This window comes from Knoellia locipacati (genome assembly GCF_007992835.1).
GTDB classification, from domain to species: Bacteria; Actinomycetota; Actinomycetes; order Actinomycetales; family Dermatophilaceae; genus Knoellia; species Knoellia locipacati.
The window spans coordinates 419,988-438,630 of record NZ_BKBA01000008.1 but is presented as its reverse complement, the minus strand read 5'-3'; the positions used below and the strand labels follow the sequence as shown (position 1 = coordinate 438,630).

The following is an 18,643-nucleotide window of genomic DNA, read 5'->3' as shown; positions in this document are numbered from 1 at the left end:
ACCTCGGTGGTGCCCTCCCGACCGGAGCAGGTCGGGTCGGGTCGGGCGGGACCGGACGACGAAGGGCGGGTGTGCCGTGTGGGAACCACACGGCACACCCGCCCTCACGTGTCAGGCAGGACGCGCCTCAGAGGCGGTCGAGACCCAGCTCGCTGTCGTCGAGGCGGACGGCCTCGCCCGAGCCCGGACCGAAGGCCGGGTAGGCGAACTCGTCGTAGCTCGGCATGGAGTACATCGCGGCCTTGGCCTCTTCGGTCGGCTCCACGTTGATGTTGCGGTAGCGCGACAGACCGGTGCCGGCCGGGATGAGCTTGCCCAGGATGACGTTCTCCTTGAGACCGAGGAGGGAGTCGGACTTGCCCTCCATCGCGGCCTCGGTGAGGACGCGGGTGGTCTCCTGGAACGACGCCGCGGACAGCCACGACTCGGTCGCGAGCGAGGCCTTGGTGATGCCCATGAGCTCGGGACGACCCGAGGCAGGGGTGCCACCCTCGGCGACGACGCGACGGTTCTCGTCCTCGAAGCGGCCACGCTCGGCGAGCATGCCCGGCAGCAGGTCGGCGTTGCCGGCCTCGATGATCGTGATCCGGCGGAGCATCTGCCGGACGATGACCTCGATGTGCTTGTCGTGGATCGACACGCCCTGCTGGCGGTAGACGTGCTGCACCTCGTCGACCAGGTGGATCTGGACGGCGCGGGGACCGAGGATGCGCAGGACCTGCTTCGGGTCGATGGAGCCGACCGTCAGCTGGGTGCCGACCTCGACGCTCTGACCGTCGGTGACGAGCAGACGCGCACGCTTGGTGACCGGGTAGGCGTGCTCCTCGGAGCCGTCGTCCGGCGTGAGCAGGATGCGACGAGCCTTGTCGGTCTCCTCGATCGTGATCCGGCCGCTGGCCTCGGCGATCGGGGCCACACCCTTGGGGGTGCGGGCCTCGAAGAGCTCGACGACACGGGGCAGACCCTGCGTGATGTCGTCACCGGCCACACCACCGGTGTGGAAGGTACGCATCGTCAGCTGGGTACCGGGCTCACCGATCGACTGGGCCGCGATGATGCCGACGGCCTCGCCGATGTCGACGAGCTTGCCCGTCGCGAGCGAACGGCCGTAGCACGCGGCACAGGTGCCGACCTTGCTGTCGCAGGTGAGGACCGAGCGGACCTTGACGCTGTCGACACCGGCGGCGAAGAGCGCACCGATGACGATGTCACCGAGGTCGATGCCGGCCTCGGCCAGCGTCTCGCCGTCCTTGACGACGTCCTCGGCCAGCGTGCGGGCGTAGACCGAGGTCTCGACGTCGTCGTGGACCGCACGGGTACCCGTGCGCTCGTCGGTCGCGGCGATCGGCATGGGCAGGCCACGCTCGGTGCCACAGTCGTCCTCGCGGATGATGACGTCCTGCGACACGTCGACGAGACGTCGCGTGAGGTAGCCGGAGTCGGCGGTGCGCAGGGCGGTGTCGGCCAGACCCTTTCGCGAGCCGTGCGTCGAGATGAAGAACTCGAGCACGGACAGGCCCTCGCGGAAGTTCGCGCGGATCGGGCGCGGGATGATGTCACCCTTCGGGTTGGACACCAGGCCTCGCATACCGGCGATCTGACGCAGCTGCATCCAGTTGCCTCGAGCACCCGAGGACACCATGCGGAAGATGGTGTTGGTGGCCGGGATGTTGGCCTCCATCTCCTTGGCGACCTCGTTGGTGGCCTGGGTCCAGATCTCGATGAGCTCCTGACGGCGCTCGTCGTCGGTGATGAGACCACGCTCGTACTGCGTCTGGACCTTGGTGGCCTTGGTCTCGTAGCCCTCGAGGATCTCGAGCTTGCGAGGAGGCGTGACGACGTCGGAGATGGCGACCGTGATGCCGGACCGGGTGGCCCAGTGGAAGCCGTACTCCTTGAGCGCGTCGAGCGAGGCCGCGACCTGCACCTTGCTGTAGCGCTCGGCGAGGTCGTTGACGATCGTCGAGAGACGCTTCTTGTCGACCTGGTCGTTGACGTAGGGGTAGTCCTCCGGCAGCGTCTCGTTGAAGAGCGCGTTGCCGAGGGAGGTCTCCGGCAGCCACTCCTCGACGAAGCCCTCGGCGTCGGGCTCGACACCCTCGGGCAGCTCGGTCCCGGGCGTGGGCACGACGTGCTTGAGGCGGATCTTGACGGGGGTACCGAGCAGGATCTCGCCGGCGTCGAACGCCATGCGGGCCTCGGAGACGGTCGAGAAGACCCGTCCCTCACCCTGGCTGCCCTCGATGGGCGACGTGAGGTGGTAGAGGCCGATGATCATGTCCTGGGTGGGCATGGTCACGGGACGGCCGTCGGCCGGCTTGAGGATGTTGTTGCTCGACAGCATGAGGATGCGGGCCTCGGCCTGCGCCTCTGCGGACAGCGGCACGTGCACGGCCATCTGGTCACCGTCGAAGTCCGCGTTGAAGGCGGTGCAGACGAGCGGGTGGATCTGGATGGCCTTGCCCTCGACGAGCTGCGGCTCGAAGGCCTGGATGCCGAGGCGGTGCAGGGTGGGTGCGCGGTTGAGCAGCACGGGGTGCTCGGTGATGACCTCTTCGAGGACGTCCCACACGACCGAGCGGTGACGCTCGACCATGCGCTTGGCCGACTTGATGTTCTGCGCGTGGTCGAGGTCGACCAGGCGCTTCATGACGAACGGCTTGAAGAGCTCGAGCGCCATCTGCTTGGGCAGACCGCACTGGTGCAGCTTGAGCTGCGGGCCGACGACGATGACCGAACGGCCGGAGTAGTCGACGCGCTTGCCGAGGAGGTTCTGGCGGAACCGGCCCTGCTTGCCCTTGAGCATGTCGGACAGCGACTTGAGCGGACGGTTGCCGGGGCCCGTGACCGGGCGACCACGACGGCCGTTGTCGAAGAGGCTGTCGACGGCCTCCTGCAGCATCCGCTTCTCGTTGTTGACGATGATCTCGGGAGCACCGAGGTCGAGCAGTCGCTTGAGGCGGTTGTTGCGGTTGATGACGCGACGGTAGAGGTCGTTGAGGTCCGACGTCGCGAAGCGGCCACCGTCGAGCTGCACCATCGGGCGCAGGTCCGGCGGGATGACCGGGACGGCGTCGAGGACCATGCCGTCGGGCTTGTTGGTCGTCGTCATGAAGGCGGAGACGACCTTGAGGCGCTTGAGGGCGCGGGTCTTCTTCTGACCCTTGCCGGTGGCGATGATCTCGCGGAGCAGCTCGGCCTCGGCGTCGAGGTCGAAGGACTGCAGACGCTTCTGGATCGCCGCGGCACCCATGCCACCCTCGAAGTACAGACCGAAGCGGTCACGCATCTCGCGGTAGAGGATCTCGTCGCCCTCGAGGTCCTGGACCTTGAGGTTCTTGAACCGGTCCCAGACCTGCGCGAGGCGCTCGACCTGGGCGTCCGCACGCTTGCGGATCTGGTTCATCTCGCGCTCGGCCGAGTCGCGGACCTTGCGCTTGGCGTCGGACTTGGCACCCTCGGCCTCGAGGGCGGCGATGTCGTCCTCGAGCTTCTTGGCGCGGGTCTCGACGTCGGCGTCGCGACGGTTCTCGAGCTCCTTCTTCTCGACCTCGATCTGGGCCTCGAGCGAGGGCAGGTCGGTGTGACGCTGGTCCTCGTCGACGCTCGTGATCATGTAGGCGGCGAAGTAGATGACCTTCTCGAGGTCCTTCGGCGCGAGGTCGAGCAGGTAGCCCAGGCGCGACGGGACGCCCTTGAAGTACCAGATGTGGGTGACGGGGGCGGCGAGCTCGATGTGGCCCATCCGCTCACGACGGACGGCCGCACGGGTCACCTCGACGCCGCAGCGCTCACAGATGATGCCCTTGAAGCGGACGCGCTTGTACTTGCCGCACGCGCACTCCCAGTCCCGGGTGGGGCCGAAGATCTTCTCGCAGAAGAGTCCGTCCTTCTCCGGCTTGAGGGTGCGGTAGTTGATGGTCTCGGGCTTCTTCACCTCGCCGTGGCTCCACTCGCGGATGGAGTCAGCGGTGGCGAGGCCAATGCGCAGTTCGTCGAAGAAGTTGACGTCGAGCACGTGGTTCCTTCTCTCGTTGCTCTAGCTAAATCAGAATGTGGGTCGGAAGCGGGCTGGGTATGCCGTGCGCTCGCCGAGCGCGGTGTGCGTGGGGCGAGCGCACGGCATACGGATCAGACCTCTTCGACCGAACTGGGCTCGCGGCGCGACAGGTCGATGCCGAGCTCCTCCGCAGCGCGGAAGACGTCGTCCTCGGCCTCACGCATCTCGATCGCCTGGCCATCGCTGGACAGGACCTCGACGTTGAGGCAGAGGCTCTGCATCTCCTTGATGAGCACCTTGAAGGACTCGGGGATGCCGGGCTCGGGGATGTTGTCGCCCTTGACGATCGCCTCGTAGACCTTGACGCGACCGTTGACGTCGTCGGACTTGATCGTGAGGAGCTCCTGCAGCGCGTAGGCGGCGCCGTAGGCCTCGAGGGCCCACACCTCCATCTCACCGAAGCGCTGGCCACCGAACTGGGCCTTACCGCCGAGCGGCTGCTGGGTGATCATCGAGTACGGCCCCGTGCTGCGCGCGTGGATCTTGTCGTCCACGAGGTGGTGCAGCTTGAGGATGTACATGTAGCCGACCGACACGGGGTCCGGGTACGGCTCACCGGAGCGGCCGTCGAACATCCGGGTCTTGCCGGAACCGTCGATGAGGCGGACGCCGTCGCGGGTCTTGCGGGTGCTGTCGAGCAGACCGACGATCTCGTCCTCGCGGACACCGTCGAACACCGGCGAGGCGACCCGGGTGCCGGGCTCGGCCGCACGGGCGTCGTCGGGGATGAGGTTGGCCCACTCGGGCGTGCCCTCGATGTCCCAACCACGGCTCGCGGCCCAGCCCAGGTGCAGCTCGAGGATCTGGCCGATGTTCATTCGACCGGGGACACCGAGCGGGTTGAGCACGACGTCGACCGGGGTGCCGTCCTCGAGGAAGGGCATGTCCTCGACCGGGAGGATCTTGGAGATGACGCCCTTGTTGCCGTGGCGGCCGGCGAGCTTGTCACCATCGGTGATCTTGCGCTTGTTGGCCACGTAGACGCGCACGAGCGAGTTGACGCCCGGGGGCAGCTCGTCGCCGTCGTCCTTGTCGAAGACCTTGACCGCGATGACCGTGCCGGTCTCACCGTGAGGGACCTTGAGCGAGGTGTCGCGCACCTCGCGGGCCTTCTCACCGAAGATCGCACGGAGCAGGCGCTCCTCCGGGGTCAGCTCGGTCTCGCCCTTGGGCGTGACCTTGCCGACGAGGAGGTCGCCGTCGCGGACCTCGGCACCGATGCGGATGATCCCGCGCTCGTCGAGGTCGGCGAGGACCTCCTCGGAGACGTTGGGGATGTCGCGGGTGATCTCCTCCGGGCCGAGCTTGGTGTCGCGGGCGTCGACCTCGTGCTCCTCGATGTGGATCGAGGAGAGGACGTCGTCCTGCACCAGACGCTGGCTGAGGATGATCGCGTCCTCGTAGTTGTGGCCCTCCCACGGCATGAACGCCACGAGGAGGTTGCGGCCCAGGGCCATCTCGCCACCGTCGGTCGCGGGACCGTCGGCGATGAGGCCACCCTTCTCGAGCCGGTCACCCTCGCCCACGACGACACGCTGGTTGTAGCTGTTGCCCTGGTTGGAGCGGGTGAACTTGTCGATCCGGTAGGTGCGCGAGGTGCCGTCGTCGGCGGCGACCGTGACGAGGTCGGCGGAGACCTCGGTCACGACACCGGCCTTCTCGGCCACGACGACGTCACCGGAGTCGACCGCTGCGCGGTACTCCATGCCGGTGCCGACGAGCGGGGCCTCTGCCTTGACGAGCGGGACGGCCTGGCGCTGCATGTTGGAACCCATGAGCGCACGGTTGGCGTCGTCGTGCTCGAGGAAGGGGATGAGCGCGGTCGCGGCCGAGACCATCTGGCGGGCGGAGACGTCGATGTAGTCGACGTCGTCGGCCGGGATGTACTCGACCTCGCCACCCTTGACGCGCACGAGGACGCGCTCGTGGGCGAAGCGCTCACCATCGGCGTCGAGCGTGGCGTTGGCCTGCGCGATGACGTGCTCGTCCTCCTCGTCAGCCGACAGGTAGTGGATCTCGTCGGTGATGCGACCCTTGACGACCTTGCGGTACGGGGTCTCGATGAAGCCGAACGCGTTGATGCGGCCGTAGGAGGCGAGCGAGCCGATGAGGCCGATGTTGGGACCCTCAGGGGTCTCGATCGGGCACATGCGGCCGTAGTGCGACGGGTGGACGTCACGGACCTCCATGCCGGCGCGGTCACGGGAGAGACCACCCGGGCCCAGCGCGGACAGACGACGCTTGTGCGTCAGCCCGGAGAGCGGGTTGTTCTGGTCCATGAACTGCGACAGCTGCGACGTCCCGAAGAACTCCTTGATCGAGGCCACCACGGGGCGGATGTTGATCAGGGTCTGCGGCGTGATCGCCTCGACGTCCTGGGTCGTCATCCGCTCGCGGACGACGCGCTCCATCCGGGACAGGCCCGTGCGGACCTGGTTCTGGATGAGCTCGCCGACGTTGCGCAGGCGACGGTTGCCGAAGTGGTCGATGTCGTCGGTCTCGACGCGGATGTCGACGGCCTCGCCCTTGCGGGTGCCCGGCAGGGTCTCGTCACCGTTGTGCAGCGCCACGATGTACTTGATCGTCGCGACGATGTCGTCGATGGCGAGCGTCGAGTTGGTGAGCTCGCCGTCGAGGCCGAGCTTCTTGTTGATCTTGTAGCGACCCACCTTGGCGAGGTCGTAGCGCTTGCCGTTGAAGTAGAGGTTGTCGAGCAGGTTCTGCGCGGCCTCACGGGTGGGCGGTTCGCCCGGACGGAGCTTGCGGTAGATGTCGAGCAGCGCGTCGTCCTGGCCCTCGGTGTTGTCCTTGTCGAGGGTGAGCTCGATCGACTCGTAGCCGGCGAACTCCTCACGGATCTGGGCCTCGGTCATGCCGAGGGCCTTGAGGAGCACGGTGACGGACTGCTTGCGCTTGCGGTCGACGCGGACGCCGACCATGTCGCGCTTGTCGATCTCGAACTCGAGCCAGGCGCCACGGCTCGGGATGATCTTGGCCGTGTAGATGTCCTTGTCGGACGTCTTGTCGGCGGTGCGCTCGAAGTAGACGCCCGGGCTGCGGACGAGCTGTGAGACGACGACACGCTCGGTGCCGTTGATGACGAACGTGCCACGCTCGGTCATGAGCGGGAAGTCGCCCATGAAGACCGTCTGGCTCTTGATCTCGCCAGTCGTGTTGTTCATGAACTCCGCGGTGACGAACAGGGGCGCGGAGTAGGTCTGGTCGCGCTCCTTGCAGTCCTCGATGGAGTACTTGACATCTTCGAAGCGGTGGTCGCGGAACGACAGCGACATGGAGCCGCTGAAGTCCTCGATCGGAGAGATCTCCTCGAAGATGTCCTCGAGCCCCGAACGCTCCGGGACATCGTCGCGACCGGCGGCGCGCGCCTCAGCGACACGCTCCTGCCAGCGCTCGTTGCCGAGGAGCCAGTCGAAGCTCTCGGTCTGCAGGGCGAGGAGGTCGGGGACCTCCAGGGGCTCACGGATCTTGCCGAACGAGAGACGGCCCGAAGCCGTCAATGCGGTGGTCACGGTCTTGGACGCGGTGCGCGAGGCAGCCAAGGATGGTCCTTCCACTGGCCATGTGTTTTCAACGGTGGTCGCTCTGCTTGCGGCGCCCCGTCCGATCTCGTGAAGTCGGCGGACCTCTCACTCGTGCGGGAGCCGGGATGCGGCGGGGGCACGACGGAGGTCGCTCGGCGAGAGCGGGCGGAGGTCATGGGCAGGGCAAAGCAACAGTCTAGACAAAAAGGGCGCAACAGTCCAACCCTGTCCAATTCCGCCCTGCGGGCGAGTTGCGGGTGCGGCCAGCCGTCGCATGCGGGAGGCACGCGGTGTGACCCGCACAGGATGACTGGCGGCGCGGCGAACGTCAAGCGCCGGTGCCCACTCCCTTGGCGTGTCGGCCCACGTCAGGGGCCCGGACATGCGGAACGGGCGGGACGGATCTCGTGGATCCATCCCGCCCGTTCACGGCGAGTCAGCCTCTGTCGAGGCTCAGCTCACTTGAGCTCGACGGTCGCGCCTGCGCCCTCGAGCTGCTCCTTGGCCTTGTCGGCCGCGGCCTTGTCGACCTTCTCGAGGACGGGCTTCGGGGCGCCGTCGACGAGGTCCTTGGCCTCCTTGAGACCGAGGGAGGTCAGCGCGCGGACCTCCTTGATGACGGCGATCTTCTTGTCGCCGGCGGCGGTCAGGATGACGTCGAACTCGTCCTGCTCCTCCGCGGCGGCAGCGTCGCCGCCACCGGCGGCGGCAGCGACACCGGCGACCGCGACGGGCGCGGCGGCGGTGACGTTGAAGGTGTCCTCGAACTGCTTGACGAACTCGGAGAGCTCGATGAGGGTCATCTCCTTGAAGGCCTCAAGGAGCTCGTCGGTGCTGAGCTTGGCCATGGTGGCGCCTTTCTACTGTGTGTATGCCGTGAGTGGCGGTGGTGTGTCCCTGGGACAGCTGCGCTGACGCGCGGCTGCTCAGGCGTCGTCGCCACCCGTGGCGACGTCTTCGGTGGCCTCGGCCGCAGGTGCGGCGTCGGCGGGGGTCTCCTCGGAAGCGGCCTCGGCGGCGGGCTCGGCCACGGCCGGACCCTCCGTCTCGACCTTGGCGCGCAGTGCGTCGACGACCCGAGCGGTCTGCGACAGCGGCGCGGCAAAGAGGTAGACAGCCTGCGTGAGCGACGCGTTCATGGCGCCGGCCAGCTTGGCGAGGAGCACCTCGCGGGACTCGAGGTCCGCGAGCTTCTTGATCTCGTCGGACGAGAGCGCCTTGCCGTCGAGCAGGCCGCTCTTGATCACGAGGAGGGGGTTTGCCTTGGCGAAGTCACGCAGACCCTTGGCAGCCTCGACCGGATCGCCCTCAACGAAGGCGATGGCGGACGGGCCCACGAGCTGGCCGTCGAAGGCCGTGACTCCGGCCTCCTTGGCGGCGATCTCGGTCAGCGTGTTCTTGACCACGGCGTAGGTCGCGTTGCCACGAAGGGCACCACGAAGCTCGGTGATCTGTGCCACCGAGAGCCCGCGGTACTCCGTGAGAACAGCGGCGTTGGAGCTACGGAACTTCTCCGCGAGCTCGGCGATCGCCGCGGACTTGTCTGCACGAGACATTCGGGCCTCCTTCCGTCGGTTCGACCTCCGGGAAGGACCGCGTCAAACAGATCGAGCCCCGGCGCAGGGCGCGGGGCTCACGAGGTGACACTGCGGCATACGCCGTCGGTCACGGTGAAACTCGGCCTGCGCTGGTCGCCCGCTCTCGCGGAACCTTCGGTCTGGTGCGGGTGCACCCGACCACCGGCGGTCTTTGGTCAAGGGACACAGTAGACGGGCGAGGACCCCACGGCCAAATCCACCTCGACTCCTTGCCCCGGCGGGACGGCGAGCGCCGGCGCGCTGTCCCAGCCGGGCAAGGAGTCGAGCAGCGGGTGGGTCAGCCTGCGGAGGGCATGCTGATCGGGCCGACCTGGTCGGCCGGTGGTGCGGAGATGTCGACCTTCTTGCCCCAGTCGCCGTAGGTGACCTCGATCGACTGGCCGGCGGCCGACGTCGAGATCGTCACGGGACGGTCGTCCTTGTCGAGGACGTAGGTCATCGTCAGCGGCTTCATCGTCGCGCTCGGCGACGGGCTGGGGGTGGAGCCCATGGCCTTGGCCGGGTCGACCGAGAACTCGTAGGTCGTCTTGTCGCCATCCGTGGCCTTGACCGTGGCCTCGGTGCCCTTGAGGTTCGCCGCCATTTTTGCCGGGTCGCTCACGCCGCCCTCGACGATCCCCTTGAACATCTGGCTGATCGGGTCGTCGGCCTTGGGGTCGATCTTGACCCACGGCTTGGCCTGGCCCGGAAGACCCTTGAGGTAGACGAAGTCTCCGACCGCGATGATCTCCATCTCGGAGCCCTCGACGGGGACGTTGGTGTGCTGCTCGAGCTTGCCGTCGACGTAGCGGAAGTCGCCCTTGGCCTCCTGGCCACCGGTCTTCATCGTCATCGTGCCGCTGCCGGCCTTCTCCATGGCCTTGACCATGCGACCGGCGACCTCGCCGGCGTCGACCTTGTCGCCCTTGGCCGCGGCGTCGGAGCCGGAGTCCTTGGTGCCGGTCTCGGAGGTGCCGCTGCCGGAGCCGGAGCCACCGTCGGAGGAGCCGCAGGCACCGAGTGCGAGCAGCCCGGCGAGTGCAAGTGCGGCGCCGCTGGAGCGGCGCATCGAGAGTGTCATGGTGTGTGGGTTCCCTCCCAGTTGAGTCCTTCGAGCGTAGCCGCGGTGCGGGCCGAGGGCCGAACTCGCCCTGTCAGGTGGGCTCAGTAGGCCTTGAGCGCCGAGACGAGCCAGCGGTTGCCGACCTTCGTCATCGTGGCGATGACGCGGTTCTGGTCGATCGAGGGCTCCTTCTGGGCGTCGCTCGTGCGCGCCTGGTCGACGAAGGCCTGCACGGTGACGGTGTCGTCACCCTGCGACATCACCCCGACCTCGTAGGCGCGGGCCTTGACGACGGTCTTGTCCTTGGTCGCCAGCGGCACGATGGTCTTGGTCATCGTCGTCGCGAACTCGTCCTTGAACTTCCCGGTGAGCAGCGCCTGGTTGGCCGGGACCTGCTGGGTCATCGTGGCGTGGTTGTAGCTGAGGATCTGCTCGAGCGTCGAGCGCGCTGTCGCACTGGCGGCGCTCGCGTCGCGGCTGCGCTGCGCCGGGTCCTCGCGGGTGACGAGGAGGAGCGCAGCGAGCAGGGCGAGGCTCAGGGCGAGCGCCACGGCGGGGATGAGCAGCCGCCGGCGGGTCGGCGCCGTCGCCGGCGCATCGGCATCGGAGCCGGTCGCCACCGTGGGCTCGGTGTCGGTGTCGGTGTCCGGAGCGGCGTCGCTCTCGGTCTCCGTCTCGGTGTCGGTGTCGGTGGCGGTCCCGGGCTCGGTGGGGAGCTCGTCGCCGGCGTCGGCGTCGTCGCCGTCCGCGGGAGCGTCCGCGGGCCCGGCGGTCTCGACCTCGGGGGTGGTCTCCGGCGTCGCCGGTTCGACCCCCGGCACGGGCCGGCGACGCTGCCCGGCGACGCGGGGACGACGGTTAGCCGACGAACTCAAGGCGCTCCACCTTCCACTGCTCCCCCACCCGGCGCAGGCCGAGCTTGGTGCGATAGGTCTTCTTCTCGCCCTGCGGCACGACGGTGTTGCTCGTGGGCGCGATGATGCCGACGATGACGGTCGCCGAGTCCTCGTCGCCGTCGACCAGGGCGGCCTCGGACCGCTCGACCTTGCTCACCGACTTGTTGTCGACGATGACCTTGCGCAGGTCGTCGAGCTGCGAGGTGTAGCTCGCGAGGAACTCCCCCGTCGCCCCGGACTTGACCCGGTCGGTGTCCTCGGTGACCTTGCGGTAGTCGATCGTCGCGAAGTTCACCGCGAGCTGGCGCCCGGCCGCGAGCGCGTCGTTCTGGGCGTTCTCGGTGACCCGGGCCTGCCACCAGTCGCGGCCGCGCGTGGCGGCGAGCACGACGGTGGCGACGAGCACCAGGGCGGTGAGCGCCCACAGCACCCGCACGGGTGTCGCGCGGCTCATCGAGCGGCCTCCTGCATGATCCACGACCACGAGTCTGCACCGGCCGCCCCACCGGTCGGAGCCAGGGGTGCCGACACCTGCGGTGCCCCGTCGGCGGCCGCCGCGTTGCCCAGCGGCAGCATCCGGTCGGCGAGCGAGAGCGGGTGCGACGACGCGACCCCGCTGCGCGGCCGCGGGGCGTTCTGGGCGCCGCGGACGTTGGAGGCAGAGCCTCGGGGCAGGGTGCAGCCGGCCTTGGTGTTGAGCGGCGGGAGGTTCTGCGTCTGGTTCGGGTCGGTGCGCTTGGTCCCGGAGTAGCCCTTGGTGCACACGACCGGGTCGTGGGCGGTCTGCACGCCGAAGTGCGCGGTGCCGTCGCCCGGGACCACGGTGTAGCCGCCGACGACGACCTCGGGGTAGGTGACGAACATCTGCTCGAGGCCGTCGACGCGAGAGGTCGTCACCTGGCCGATGGTGATGAAGTTCGCGATGAGCACGGCGAGGTCGGCCTGGTTGTCCTTGACGAGGCCCTCGAGCTCCTTGGACGCGACGACGCCGCGGTCGAGGATGAGCCGCAGGTCGCCGTCCGAGGCCTGGAGCGTCTCGGAGAGGTTGGCGAAGTCGGTCGCGAAGTTCCGGATCTGCGGGGACGTGTCCCGCTGGGTGTCGAGCACGGTCTTGCTCTGGTTGATGAGCCGGATGGTCTCTGGGAGCGCGTCGATCGCGGCCTGCGTGAGCAGGTCACCGTTGTCGATGAGGCGCGAGAGGTCGGGTCCGGCGCCGTCGAAGCCCTTGCCGAGCTCGTCGACGACGGTCCGGAGGTCGTCCTGGTCGACCGAGCGGACGGTCTTGTCGACGTGGAGGAGGAGCTCGTCGACGCGGATCGGGTATGCCGTGTCCTTGCGCGGGATGAGGTCTCCCGACACGAGCATGGGGCCGTCCGCGGTGCGTGGCTGGAGGTCGAGGTACTGCTCGCCCACGGCGGAGCGGTTCTCGACGACGGCCTTGGTGTCCTTGGGCACCTCGGTCCCCCGGTCGAGCTGGGCGACGACGAGGACGCCGTCCTTCTCGAGCTCGAGTCCGGAGACCCGGCCGACCTTGACCCCGCGGTAGGTGACCTCGGAGCCGACGAAGATCCCGCCGGACTGGGCGAACGACGCCTTGATCCTCGGGCCGCCGCCGAGGATCCGCTCGGTGAGCCCGATGTAGTTCGCGGACAGGATCGACACGGCGACGATGGTGATGAGGGTGAAGGCCGCGAGCTGGACCCGGGTGAACGTGCGGATCATGCGGCACCACCTCCGTACAGCGAGGTCCACGACTGGTCACCCGGGGCGCTCCCCGTGCACAGCGGCGGGCAGAGCGGGTTCGCCGGCGGCTTGGTCGTCGTGGGCCGGGGCGTGGGCACCTGGGGCACGGGCACCGACGGGATCGGCACCTGGGGCACCGGGACGCTCGGCAGGTTGGGCAGGGTCGGTCCCGGCGGCAGGGCCGGGCCTCCCCCGCTCTGCAGGATCTTGAGCTCGCGCAGGTCGAGGTCGGCGGAGATCGAGAGGTTGGTGTAGTCGCCCTTGATCGCGCCGAGGGCGGCGTCCGGGAAGGGGTAGGTGAGCAGCAGCTCGAGCGACTTGGGCAGCGCGTCGCCGGCCTTGTTGAGCTGGCCGAGGATGGGGCCGAGCAGCTTGAGGTTGGCGAGCAGGTCCTTCTTGGACCCCTGGATCACCGTCGTCCCGACGGCCCCGAGCCGGCTGAGGGCCTGGAGCATCTGGGTCAGCTGGATGCGCTGGTCGGCGAGGATCTTCAGCCCCTTGGGGATCTCCTCCAGGGTGCGGGCGATGAGGTCCTTCTGCGCCGCGAGCCGGGCCGCCAGCCGGTCGATCATGTCGATGGCCCGGACGATCTCGGCCTTCTGGTCCTCGAGCCCGCCGACGAAGGTGTTGAGCTCGCCGATGAGGTGCTTGATCTCGTCGGTGTTGCCCCGCAGTGCGTTGTTGAGCTCGCGCTCGATGACGGCGAGCTGGCCGACCCCGCCACCGTTGAGCAGCAGCGACATCGCCGAGAGGACCTCCTCGACCTCGGGGTTGCGGTTGGTGCGCTCGAGCGGGATGAGGTCTCCCTGCGACAGGGTCCCCACGCCCTTGCCGTCCTTGGGCGGGGCGAGGGCGATGTACTTCTCGCCGAGCAGCGAGGACTGCTTGAGCTCGGCGATGGCGTTGTCGGGCAGCTTGCTCGACTTCGGCACGCGCAGCGTGACCCGGGCGGTCCAGCCGTTGAGCTCGATCTTCTCGACCTGGCCCACGGCGACCTCGTCGATCTTGACCGCCGACTTGGGCACGAGGTCGAGGACGTCGGCGAAGTCGACCTTGATGGTCATCGACGGCCCGTCACCCTTGGCGCCCCCGGGCAGCGGGAGGTCGAAGGCCCCCTGGCAGGAGGTCAGGGTCACGGCCACGGCAGCAGCCACCGCCACGGCGCGCAGCCGGCGGAACCCCCGGGGTGGGCGCGGGTACGACGTTCTGCGTGGGCCGGCATACGTCATGGCTTCTCCTTCGGGAGCAGTCCACCGAGGGTCACGTCGGCACCCCGGACCGCCACGCCGGGCGTCTGCGCCGCGGGCTCGGCCGTCGCCGCGGGCGCCGCGGCGGTGGCTCCGGCCGCCGTGAGGGCGGGCGGGACCGCCGACAGGCCGGGCAGGTTGAGCACGCCCGGGAGCGGCAGGCCGCCCTTGGGGATGAGCTGCTGGAGCGTCGCGCAGAGGTTGGTGTTGCCGGTGCCCGTCGGGCCCGTGATGAGCGAGCACAGGATGAGTGCCGGGTCGTCGAGGCCCTCGACGTTGGCCCGGGTGTCGAGCGTGCCCGACGACGGGTTGTAGGCGAGCTGGAGGTTCGACAGGGCGACTGGCGCGTTGTCCAGGGTGGCGGCCAGGCTGTCGCGCTTGGCCGCGACCGCGGACGTCAGGGCTGTGAGCTGGTCGACGTCCTGGGTGATGAGCGCACGGTTGTCCTTGACGAACGTCGAGACCTCGGCGAGGGCGACGGCGAGGTTCTTGAGCGCCGCGGCGAGGTCGTCGCGCTCGCCGTCGAGCTGGTCCGAGACCTTGGACAGGTCGGTGTTGAGCCGCCGGACCTGGGCGTCGTTGGTGGCGAGCATCCCGGTGAAGGTGTCGAGGTTCTTCACCGTGGCGAAGAGGTCACCGCGGCCCTCGGCGAAGGTCTGGACCGCCTGCGAGAGGTTGCGGTTCATCTCGTGGAGGTTCGCGCCGTTGCCCTTGAGGTTGCGGGCGCCGGTGTCGAGGACCCGGGTCAGGGCGCCCTCCTTGTTGGCGCCCTCCGGGCCCAGCGCCACCATGAGGTCGTCCAGGCTCTGCGAGACCCGGTCGAGCTCGACGGGGACGGCGGTGCGCTCGCGCGGGATCGTCGCGCCGGACTTCATCGTCGGCCCTGCCGTCCAGGCGGGGAGCAGCTGGACGTAGCGGTCGCTCACGAGCGAGGGAGCCACCACCGCGGCCTTGGCGTCGGCCGGGACCTTGACGTCCTCGTCGACCTCGAAGATCACCCGCACGCTCTCGCCGCGCGGCTCGACGGCGGTCACCGTGCCCACGCGGACACCGAGGACCCGGACGTCGGAGCCGGGGAAGAGCCCGACGGCCCGCCCGAACTCACCGGTCACCGTGACCTTGTCGCCGCGCGGCCACCAGACGAAGGCGGCCGCGACGAGGCCGACGACGACGAGCGCCGCGACGACCTTGCTCAGGATGCCTGCGTTCTTCATCGCCCCACCGTCCCGACGGGAACCGTGAGGTTCTGGATGTAGGTGTCGAACCAGCGGCCGGTGCCGAGCGTGCTCGCGAAGACGCGGGTGAACGGCGCCATCGCGTCGATGGTCCGGGTGAGGTCGGCCTCGTGCTTGCGCAGCGTCGCGAGCACGCCGTTGAGCTGCTTGAGGGCCGGGCCGAGCTGGGCCCGGTTGTCCCGGACGAGACCGGTGATCTGGACCGCCATGGCGCTGGTGTTCGTGAAGAGCGTGTGAATCGCGTCGCGCCGCTCGTAGAGCTCGGCGAGGAGCAGGTCGGCGTCGACGATGATCTTCTCGATGACCTTGTTCTGGTCGGCCAGCGTGCCCGAGACCGAGTTGGCGGCCTTGAGCAGCGTCCGGAGCTCCGTGTCGCGGCTGGCCACCGTGCGCGAGAGCCGGCTCAGGCCGTCGAGTGCGAGCGTGACGTTGGCGGGGGTGTCGGTGAACTCGCGCGCCATCGTGTCGAGCGAGTCGGCGAGCTGCTTGGTGTCGATCTGCTCGGTCGTCTCGGTGAGGTCCGAGAAGGCGTCGATGATGTCGTAGCTCGAGACGGTGCGCGAGGTCGGGATCGTCGTGCCCTCGGCCATCTGGCCGCGACCCTTGGGCTCGAGCGAGACGTACTTCTGGCCGAGCAGGGTCTTCATCCGGATCGACGCGCCCGACTGGGGGCCAAAGGCGACGTCCTCGGTGATGCGGAAGTCGACGTCGACCTTGTTGCCGGCGAGGCGGATGTCCTTGACCTTGCCGACCCGCACGCCGGCGATCCTCACCTCGTCGCCGGAGCGCAGGCCGCCGGCCTCGGTGAACGACGCGGAGTAGTCCTGGCCGCCACCGATGAGGGGCAGCGAGGACGCGTTGAACGCCGCGAACAGCACGAGCGCGATGACCGCCAGACCGACGATGCCGATCTTGAGCGGGTCACGGGAGCGGAACGGGGTGCTCATCGGCACCTCGCAGCGGCCACGTTGTAGCCCAGGCCACCCGGTGTGGGACCGGTCGGCAGGGCGAGGTTCTTGACGTCGAAGTGGCAGAGGTAGAAGTTGAACCACGAGCCGTAGGTCGCCGTCCGCGTGATCGCCGCGATCTTGCCCGGCGAACCGGTGATGAACTTCTCGTATGCCGCGGTGTTGGCCGGCTTGTTGAGCGTCGCTCCCAGCGCGCCCAGCTGGGCGATGTCGTTCTTGATGTCCGGGCGACCGGCCGCGAGCAGCTGCGCGGTCTCGTCGGTGACCGAGTTGATGTTGGTCAGCGACTCACCGATCGCCTTGCGGTCGGCGGAGAGCCCGGAGACGAAGCGCTGGAGCTGGATGAGCAGCTCACCGAGGGCGTCGTCGTGCTGCTCGACGGTCGAGAGCGTGGTCGTGAGGTTGGTGATGACGTTGCCGATGACCTTGTCGCGGTCGGCCAACGTGCTCGTGAGCGAGGCCGTCTGGCCGAGGAGGGTGTTGATGTTGCCGCCCTCCCCCTGCAGGACCGAGATGATCTGGCCCGAGAGCTCGTTGACCTGCTTGGGCGAGAGCGCCGCGAAGAGCGGCTTGAAGCCGTTGAATAGGACGGTGAGGTCGAGGGCGGGGTGGGTGCGCTCGAGGGGGATGGTCGCGCCGTCCTTGAGCGGGGTCGCCGCCCCCGGGCCCTGGGTCAGGGAGATGTAGCGCTCGCCGATGAGGTTGCGGTACTTGATCGTGGCGACCGTGCCCTGGGTGAGGACGCTCGAGGCGAGCACGTCGAAGGTGACGTCGGCGTTGGTCCGGTCCTTGGCGACCTCGATCTTCTTGACCGTGCCGACGCGGACACCCGCGATCCGGATCTCGTGGCCCTTGGCCAGTCCGGTGACGTCGCTGAAGCGTGCGGTGAACGAGTTGCGGTCGCCCGGCTGGATGTTGGCGATGGTCGCGGCGAGCGTCGCCGTGGCGAGGATGGTGACGATCGCGAAGATGATGAACTTCACGAGGCTCGAGGTGGTCTTCACTGGCTCACCACCGTGCCGCGCATCATGGGACCGGCGAGCAGGGTTGCGAGAGAGGCGTCCTCACCCTCGGGCAGACCGACGAGCGCGCCGACGACCTTCTGCTCCTCGACCGTCCCGGCGAGGCCCGCGTCCACCGTGGGGATCCGGGCGCCCTCGGGTGCGAGGAAGGCCTGGGGCAGGGCGGAGTGGCTCACGTAGGTCGGCGCACCGGCCGAGCCGTCGTCGAACTTCGAGCCGCCACGCGGGTTGTCCTGGTTGCCGAACTTCGTCGGCAGTCCCTTGCAGTCGGGCGCGCGCTTGTCGCGCCAGGCAGGTTCCTCGCCGGGGCGGTAGCCCGGGCGCTGCTGCGGCAGCTCCATGGTGATGTGGAACATCCCGTCACGGAAGATCTGGCGGGCGCGGGGCAGCCACCCCACGAGCCCCTGGGTGAAGCAGGGATAGATCGGTGAGTGCTTGGCGAGGACCTCGAGGGTGGGGCGCTGGACCCGGCCGACCTGGATGATCCGGTTCTGGTTGGTCTCGAGGAACCCGGCGGTCGTGTTGGCGAACCCGGCCGTGCCCGCCAGGAACCCGGCGAGCTCCTTCTGCTTCTCGACGATCGTCGTGTTCGTCGTGAGCAGCGCCTTGGCCGCGCGGAGCAGCTCGGGTGCCGCGACGGCATACGTGCTCGCGAGGTCCGCGAGACCCGAGATGTCGGCCTGGATCGTCGGCATGTGCGGGTTGAGCTGGGTGAAGTACTGGTCGACGAGCACGAGGTTCTTGCCGAGCTTGGCACCGCGTCCGTCGAGCGCCGAGGCCAGCGCGTTGAGGGTGGCCGACAGCTTGGCCGGCTCGACCGCGCGCAGCAGCGGCAGGAGGTCCTCGAAGACCTGCTCGAGCTCGATGGCGAGGGTCGTGCGGTCCTGCGGGATGACGTCGCCGGCCCGGATGGAGCGGCCCTGGTTGCCTTCGGGCGGGACGAGGTCGACGAAGCGCTCACCGAAGAGCGTCTTGGGCAGCAGGCGGGCGCTCACCTTGGCAGGGATGAGGTCGACCATCTCGGGCTTGAGCGCGAGGCCCAGGGTGACACCGTCGCCGTGCGGCTCGATCGACCGGACCTCGCCGACGATGAGGCCGCGGATCTTGACGTCCGAGGCCTCCTGCAGCTGGCTACCGATCCGGTTGGTCTCGAGGTTGACCTTGACGACGTCGGTGAAGACCTTGTTGAACGACGCGATCGAGAGCGAGAGGAGCAGGGCGACGACGACGAGGAACGCCACACCGTAGGTGCGGTGGCCGAGTCGTCCGAGAGCTGCGCTGTTGGCCATG

The 18,643-nt window shown here is 68.7% G+C and carries 13 protein-coding genes; all 13 read right to left on the bottom strand.

The window, feature by feature from the left end:
• Window positions 1–127: 127 nt before the first annotated feature.
• A complete protein-coding gene (locus KLO01_RS10290; RefSeq protein WP_147064736.1) occupies window positions 128–4,018 on the bottom strand; it encodes a DNA-directed RNA polymerase subunit beta' in 3,891 nt (1,296 codons plus the stop codon).
• Between the two features lie 113 nt (window positions 4,019–4,131).
• Window positions 4,132–7,620, bottom strand: a complete 3,489-nt coding sequence (gene rpoB / locus KLO01_RS10285; protein ID WP_147064734.1) for a DNA-directed RNA polymerase subunit beta — start codon at window positions 7,618–7,620, stop codon at window positions 4,132–4,134.
• A 440-nt stretch (window positions 7,621–8,060) separates the two neighbouring features.
• Window positions 8,061–8,450: a 50S ribosomal protein L7/L12 gene (rplL, locus tag KLO01_RS10280; RefSeq protein WP_147064732.1), complete on the bottom strand. Its 390-nt coding sequence runs from the start codon at window positions 8,448–8,450 to the stop codon at window positions 8,061–8,063.
• 78 nt (window positions 8,451–8,528) lie between these two features.
• On the bottom strand, window positions 8,529–9,158 hold the full coding sequence (gene rplJ, locus KLO01_RS10275) for a 50S ribosomal protein L10 (RefSeq protein WP_147064730.1): 630 nt from the start codon (window positions 9,156–9,158) through the stop codon (window positions 8,529–8,531).
• 319 nt (window positions 9,159–9,477) lie between these two features.
• Complete coding sequence (locus tag KLO01_RS10270) at window positions 9,478–10,260, bottom strand: hypothetical protein (protein WP_147064728.1); 783 nt, start codon at window positions 10,258–10,260, stop codon at window positions 9,478–9,480.
• A gap of 83 nt (window positions 10,261–10,343) precedes the next feature.
• The gene (locus KLO01_RS10265) at window positions 10,344–11,117 is read right to left on the bottom strand and encodes a hypothetical protein (RefSeq protein ID WP_147064726.1); all 774 of its coding nucleotides are present in this window, start codon (window positions 11,115–11,117) and stop codon (window positions 10,344–10,346) included.
• Entirely contained in the window at window positions 11,101–11,592 is a 492-nt protein-coding gene (locus KLO01_RS10260) for an Rv1363c family protein (protein ID WP_147064724.1), read from the bottom strand. The genes KLO01_RS10265 and KLO01_RS10260 overlap by 17 nt, the downstream gene beginning before the upstream one ends.
• Window positions 11,589–12,860 carry an MlaD family protein gene (locus tag KLO01_RS10255; protein WP_147064722.1) on the bottom strand — a complete coding sequence of 424 codons (1,272 nt, stop codon included), beginning with the start codon at window positions 12,858–12,860 and terminating at the stop codon, window positions 11,589–11,591. Before KLO01_RS10255 ends, KLO01_RS10260 begins: the two co-directional genes overlap by 4 nt.
• Complete coding sequence (locus KLO01_RS10250) at window positions 12,857–14,110, bottom strand: MCE family protein (RefSeq protein WP_147064721.1); 1,254 nt, start codon at window positions 14,108–14,110, stop codon at window positions 12,857–12,859. The genes KLO01_RS10255 and KLO01_RS10250 overlap by 4 nt, the downstream gene beginning before the upstream one ends.
• Window positions 14,107–15,342 (bottom strand): MCE family protein, encoded by a 1,236-nt coding sequence (locus tag KLO01_RS10245; RefSeq protein ID WP_147064719.1) that lies wholly within the window; start codon window positions 15,340–15,342, stop codon window positions 14,107–14,109. The genes KLO01_RS10250 and KLO01_RS10245 overlap by 4 nt, the downstream gene beginning before the upstream one ends.
• Window positions 15,339–16,310 (bottom strand): MCE family protein, encoded by a 972-nt coding sequence (locus tag KLO01_RS10240; RefSeq protein ID WP_147064717.1) that lies wholly within the window; start codon window positions 16,308–16,310, stop codon window positions 15,339–15,341. Before KLO01_RS10240 ends, KLO01_RS10245 begins: the two co-directional genes overlap by 4 nt.
• Complete coding sequence (locus KLO01_RS10235) at window positions 16,307–17,335, bottom strand: MCE family protein (protein ID WP_147064715.1); 1,029 nt, start codon at window positions 17,333–17,335, stop codon at window positions 16,307–16,309. The genes KLO01_RS10240 and KLO01_RS10235 overlap by 4 nt, the downstream gene beginning before the upstream one ends.
• Complete coding sequence (locus KLO01_RS10230; protein ID WP_147064713.1) at window positions 17,332–18,642, bottom strand: MCE family protein; 1,311 nt, start codon at window positions 18,640–18,642, stop codon at window positions 17,332–17,334. Before KLO01_RS10230 ends, KLO01_RS10235 begins: the two co-directional genes overlap by 4 nt.
• Window position 18,643 lies beyond the last annotated feature (1 nt).

What these genes read in the sequence shown, in the direction of transcription:
- rplL (WP_147064732.1), bottom strand. Translation starts at nt 8,450, where the DNA reads ATGGCCAAGCTCAGCACCGACGAGCTCCTTGAGGCCTTCAAGGAGATG.
- rplJ (WP_147064730.1), bottom strand. Translation starts at nt 9,158, where the DNA reads ATGTCTCGTGCAGACAAGTCCGCGGCGATCGCCGAGCTCGCGGAGAAG.
- KLO01_RS10270 (WP_147064728.1), bottom strand. Translation starts at nt 10,260, where the DNA reads ATGACACTCTCGATGCGCCGCTCCAGCGGCGCCGCACTTGCACTCGCC.
- KLO01_RS10260 (WP_147064724.1), bottom strand. Translation starts at nt 11,592, where the DNA reads ATGAGCCGCGCGACACCCGTGCGGGTGCTGTGGGCGCTCACCGCCCTG.
- KLO01_RS10255 (WP_147064722.1), bottom strand. Translation starts at nt 12,860, where the DNA reads ATGATCCGCACGTTCACCCGGGTCCAGCTCGCGGCCTTCACCCTCATC.
- KLO01_RS10250 (WP_147064721.1), bottom strand. Translation starts at nt 14,110, where the DNA reads ATGACGTATGCCGGCCCACGCAGAACGTCGTACCCGCGCCCACCCCGG.
- KLO01_RS10245 (WP_147064719.1), bottom strand. Translation starts at nt 15,342, where the DNA reads ATGAAGAACGCAGGCATCCTGAGCAAGGTCGTCGCGGCGCTCGTCGTC.
- KLO01_RS10240 (WP_147064717.1), bottom strand. Translation starts at nt 16,310, where the DNA reads ATGAGCACCCCGTTCCGCTCCCGTGACCCGCTCAAGATCGGCATCGTC.
- KLO01_RS10230 (WP_147064713.1), bottom strand. Translation starts at nt 18,642, where the DNA reads ATGGCCAACAGCGCAGCTCTCGGACGACTCGGCCACCGCACCTACGGT.